This window comes from Stenotrophomonas mexicanensis, assembly GCF_032911605.1.
Classification (GTDB): Bacteria; Pseudomonadota; Gammaproteobacteria; order Xanthomonadales; family Xanthomonadaceae; genus Stenotrophomonas; species Stenotrophomonas maltophilia_A.
The window spans coordinates 1-5,083 of record NZ_JAWJTG010000083.1 but is presented as its reverse complement, the minus strand read 5'-3'; the positions used below and the strand labels follow the sequence as shown (position 1 = coordinate 5,083).

Below are 5,083 nucleotides of genomic sequence, written 5' to 3'. Positions count from 1 at the left end.
AACAACAAGGGGGCTCCACTCCAGCCAGCTCCACGGTAGTGCCGGCCGCTGGCCGGCAACCGACCGCGCCGGAGGCCCAGCGATGAGCCGCCTGCGCGACAACCCGTGGGTGCTGCCGGCCAGCCTGGTGGTGGCGCTGCTGCTGGGCCTGCTGCCGTTGCCGGCGCTGCTGCAGCCGCTGCGCCCGTATTGGCTGGCGCTGGTGCTGGCCTATTGGGTGATTGAAGCGCCTGAGCGTGTCGGCCTGGGCGTCGCTTTCGCCAGTGGCGTGATCGCCGATCTGCTGTACGGCGGTGTACTCGGCGAACAGTCGCTGCGGCTGGTGATGCTGGCCTTCATCCTGCAGCGCTTCCGCGCCCGCATCCGCTTCTTCCCGATGTCCCAGCAGATGCTGGCCATCGGCGGCCTGCTGTTCAACGACCGCATCGTCAGCGCGCTGGTCCACATCGTGGTGGATGAGCCGACCCTGCCGTGGTCGTACTGGTGGGCACCGCTGCTGGGCATGGGCCTGTGGCCGCTGGTATTCGTGCTGCTGGACGCGGTGCGCTTCGGCAAGCGCGGGCGCTGAGCCATGATCCCGCGCCGCCAGGTCAAGAATCCGCACGCCGAAGCCGAACAGTTCCGCCGCCGCGCGGCGCTGGGCTTCCTGGGTGTGCTGGTCTGCCTGCTGGGCCTGGGCGGCTGGTACTTCAAGCTGCAGGTGCTGGACCACGACGTCTACGCCACGCGCTCGGAAGCCAACCGCGTCAAGCCGCGGCCGGTGGTGCCCGGGCGCGGCATGATCTACGACCGCAACGGCCGCCTGCTGGCCGAGAACGTGCCGGCCTTCCGCCTGGACGTGACCCCGGACAAGGTCAAGGACATGGACGCCACCCTGGAAGGGCTGGCGAAGATCATCAGCATCAGCCCGGAAGAACTGGAAGCGTTCAACAAGTCGCGCAAGGCGCGCCGCAAGTTCCTGCCGGTCACGCTGAAGCTGCGCATGAGCGACGAGGAGATGGCGCGCTTTGCCGTCGACCGCTGGCGCTTCCCCGGCGTCGAGCTGGAACCCTACCTGACCCGTCGCTATCCCTATGGCGATCTGTTCGCGCACATCATCGGTTACGTCGGCCGCGTCGATGACAAGGACCTGGAAATCCTCGGCGAGGGCAATGCCGCGCTGACCCACATCGGCAAGTCCGGCCTGGAGCGTTATTACGAGCAGCAGCTGCGCGGCAAGGTCGGCTACGAGCAGGTCGAGACCAACGTGCAGGGGCGTGCGATCCGCACCATCGGCCGCGTCGCCGCGCAGTCCGGCGCCGACCTGCGGCTGTCCATCGACGCCGACCTGCAGCGCGCCATGGTGGCCGCCTTCGGCGACCAGGAAGGCTCGGCGGTGGCGATGGACCCGCGTACCGGCGAGGTGCTGGCGATGGTCAGCCTGCCGTCCTACGACCCCAACCTGTTCGTCAACGGTATTTCCCATGCCGACTTCAAGGCGCTGAACGACAACCCGTCGCGGCCGCAGTTCAACCGCCTGGTGCTGGGTGGCGTCGCGCCCGGTTCCACGCTGAAGCCGCTGATCGGCCTGGCCGGCCTCGATTCCGGCGTGCGCCGCCCGGAAGACAAGGTGCTGTCCACCGGCATGTTCTACCTGCCCGGCACCTCGCGTGGCTGGGGTGACTCGCACCGCGGCGGCCACGGCTGGACCGACCTGCGCAAGTCGATCGCGCAATCGGTCAACACCTATTACTACAAGCTGGCGCTGGACCTGGGCATCGAGCGCTTCGACCATTACATGGAGTACTACGGCTTCGGCCAGCCGACCGGCATCGACCTGACCGGCGAGATCGGCGGCATCCTGCCGTCGCCGGCCTACAAGCGGAAGAGCCGCAAGGAAGCCTGGTATCCGGGTGATACAGTCAACATCAGCATCGGCCAGGGTGACTGGAAGGTCACTCCGCTGCAGCTGGCGCGGGGCGTCAGTGGGCTGGCCAACGGGCAGCTGCGCACGCCCCATCTGGTGATCCAGCAGCGTGCGGGGTTCGACCATGACTGGATGGCGACCGACCCGGGCGAGAGCAAACCGGTCAGCCCGAACCCGAACAACCTGCAGGCGGTGCGCGAAGGCATGATGGCCACCATGCTGCCTGGCGGCAGCGCTGCGCGAATGGCGGCCGGCGCGCCGTACACGATGGCAGGCAAGACCGGTACCGCGCAGGTCGTCAGCCGCAAGGGCACCGCTGCAGTGAACCCGAAGAGCCTGCCGATGCACCTGCGCCACCGCGCGCTGTTCGTCGGTTTCGCGCCGGTCGACCAGCCGGTGATCGCGCTGGCGATCGCGGTGGAAGGTGGTGGTTACGGCGGTGCGGCGGCCGCACCAATCGCCCGCAAGGTGTTTGATGCCTATCTGCTGGGCAAGATGCCCGAAGGCATGCAGCCGCTGGACAGCGAGCGCGGCACCACCGCCATCGGTGCAACCGCATTCGACAACGAAGATGTGGGCGCGCGCCAGGCCGGTGACCTTGCTGCGGCACAACTGGGGGAACACCCCGTGCTGATTGGCGTGCCTGCGCCGGAACCGGCACCCGCACCGCAGCCGGGGACGCCGGCCGCCGCCGCGCTGCCGGCCACGCCACGCCCGACCACCGCGGAGCCCGCACGATGAGAGTGTTCCTGCGTTGGGCCGGCGACATGCTGCGCCGCTTCTTCAGCACGCTGGACTGGGTACTGTGCCTGGCCCTGGGCGCGCTGATGGTGATCGGCCTGGCCACCTTGAAGAGTGCCGGTGGCGACGGTCTGGTGATGGCCCAGGGCGCGCGCTTTGCAGTGGGCATGGCCGCGCTGTGGGGCATCTCACGGGTACCGATCCTGCGCATCCGCTCGGCAACACCGATGATCTACGCGATCTCGATGATCCCGTTGCTGGCGGTGTTCGTGCTGGGCACCGGCAAGTACGGGCGGCAGTGGCTGGACCTGAAGTTCTTCTACCTGCAGCCGGCCGAACTGCTGAAGGTCAGCCTGCCGATGATGGTGGCCTGGTATCTGCACAAGATGCCGTTGCCACCGCGCTTCAATACCGTACTCGTGTCCCTGGTCATCATCGGCGTACCGACCGGCCTGGTGATGCTGCAGCCGGACTTCGGCACCGGCGTGCTGATCGCCGCCAGTGGCGTGTTCGTGCTGCTGCTGGCCGGCTTGCCGTGGTGGTGGGTTGGCCTGGGCGTGGGCGGTGTGGCCGCGGTCGCACCGGTGGCCTGGTTCTGGCTGCTGCGGCCGTACCAGAAGGACCGCATCATGATGTTCCTGGACCCGGAGATGGATGCGCTGGGTGCTGGCTGGAACATCATCCAGTCGAAGATCGCGATCGGTTCCGGCGGCTTCGATGGCAAGGGCTGGGGCGAGGGCTCGCAGTCACATCTGAACTTCATTCCCGAGCAGACCACCGACTTCGCGTTCTCTGTGCTGAGCGAGGAGTTCGGCTGGATCGGCGTGGCCACCGTGCTGGCGCTGTACCTGGTGGTGATCGGGCGCTGCCTGTGGATCGCCAGCCAGTCGCGCGATTCCTATTCGCGCCTGCTGGCCGGCGCCACCGGCCTGGCGTTCTTCGTCTACGTGCTGGTGAACGGCGGGATGATCTCCGGCCTGCTGCCGGTGGTGGGCGTGCCGATGCCGCTGATCAGCTATGGCGGTACCTCGGCGGTCTCGCTGCTGGCCGGCTTCGGGTTGGTGATGGCCGTGCGTAGCCACAATCCAGTGCACGGCGGCTACGGGTAACAACGGCCGCGCTGTTCTGTAGAGTCGACCCGTGCTCGACTCTACAAACGCAGAAGCACCCTGACAGCTTCACGCAAGCGCGCGTTGTTACCGTGGCCAGCGTGGACTGGAAACGAATGCTTGGCGGCTGCCGTGAGGCGGTGCGCACGATCGACCTGCCGTTGCTGGTAGCGTTGTTGATCCTGATGGGCGCGGGGCTGGCGGTGCTGCACAGCGTGTCCGGTCCGGTCACCGGGCAGGCGGCGCGCTTCGCCGGTGGCCTGCTGGCGATGTGGCTGCTGTCGCGTGTTTCGCTGCTGCGCCTGCGCGCGTGGACACCGGCGCTGTACGCGCTGTCGATGCTGCCGCTGATGGCGGTGTATGTGATCGGCACCGGCAAGTACGGGCAGCGCTGGCTCAACCTCGGCGTCTTCTACCTGCAGCCCTCCGAGCTGCTCAAGCTCAGCCTGCCGTTGATGATGGCCTGGTACCTGCACCGGCAACCGCTGCCACCGTCACCACGCACGGTACTGACGGCCGCAGTGCTGATCGGCGTTCCCGCCGTGCTGATCCTGATGCAGCCCAACCTCGGCACCGCCACGCTGGTCACCGCCAGCGGCGTGTTCGCGTTGTTGCTGGCGGGCCTGCACTGGGGCTGGGTGGCCACCGGCGCGGTGGGGCTGGCGGTGGCCGCGCCACTGGCCTGGCTCGGCGTGTTGCGGCAGTACCAGAAGGATCGCGTACTGACCTTCCTAGACCCGGCAGCAGACCCGCTCGGCACCGGCTGGAACATCCTGCAGTCGCGCATCGCGATCGGTTCCGGTGGCTGGCAGGGACGTGGCTGGGGGCAGGGCACCCAGGCCACACTGGATTTCCTGCCCGAGTACACCACCGACTTCGCGTTTTCGGTGCTGGCCGAGGAGTTCGGCTGGATCGGTGTGGCGACGCTGTTCGCGCTGTACCTGTTCGTGGTCGGGCGTTGCCTGTGGATCGCAGTGCACGCGCGCGACACCCATGCGCGGTTGCTGGCCGGCAGCCTGGGGTTGGCGTTTTTCGTCTACGTGCTGGTGAACGGCGGAATGATTTCCGGCCTGCTGCCGGTGGTGGGCATTCCGATGCCATTGATCAGTTATGGCGGGACATCAGCGGTCTCGCTGCTGGCCGGCATCGGACTGGTGATGGCGGTACGTGGGCACCGACCCGTGCACGGGGGATAGGGTTTCCAGCCAACGGCGCAGCCCCTCGTGGGTGGTCGCGCAAAGCAGTTTATGAGTGGGGCCGGGTAGATGTGCTGCGCAGGGGGCGCTGCAAGTACGTCCATGTAAGCTCGGTCGCCGCATCCATGCGG

The 5,083-nt window shown here is 67.6% G+C and carries 4 protein-coding genes; all 4 read left to right on the top strand.

Features of this window, described 5'->3' with window-relative positions; translation table 11 throughout:
- Window positions 1-82: 82 nt before the first annotated feature.
- The 4 genes from mreD to rodA (R1L06_RS20345) all read left to right on the top strand — a co-directional run bounded on the left by mreD (window position 83) and on the right by rodA (R1L06_RS20345) (window position 4,952).
- Entirely contained in the window at window positions 83-568 is a 486-nt protein-coding gene (gene mreD, locus R1L06_RS20360; RefSeq protein ID WP_032130319.1) for a rod shape-determining protein MreD, read from the top strand.
- A gap of 3 nt (window positions 569-571) precedes the next feature.
- Window positions 572-2,647 (top strand): penicillin-binding protein 2, encoded by a 2,076-nt coding sequence (mrdA, locus tag R1L06_RS20355; protein ID WP_317218586.1) that lies wholly within the window; start codon window positions 572-574, stop codon window positions 2,645-2,647.
- Window positions 2,644-3,756, top strand: a complete 1,113-nt coding sequence (rodA, locus tag R1L06_RS20350; RefSeq protein WP_032130317.1) for a rod shape-determining protein RodA — start codon at window positions 2,644-2,646, stop codon at window positions 3,754-3,756. The genes mrdA and rodA (R1L06_RS20350) overlap by 4 nt, the downstream gene beginning before the upstream one ends.
- 116 nt (window positions 3,757-3,872) lie before the next feature.
- Window positions 3,873-4,952, top strand: a complete 1,080-nt coding sequence (gene rodA, locus R1L06_RS20345) for a rod shape-determining protein RodA (RefSeq protein ID WP_049421382.1) — start codon at window positions 3,873-3,875, stop codon at window positions 4,950-4,952.
- Window positions 4,953-5,083 lie beyond the last annotated feature (131 nt).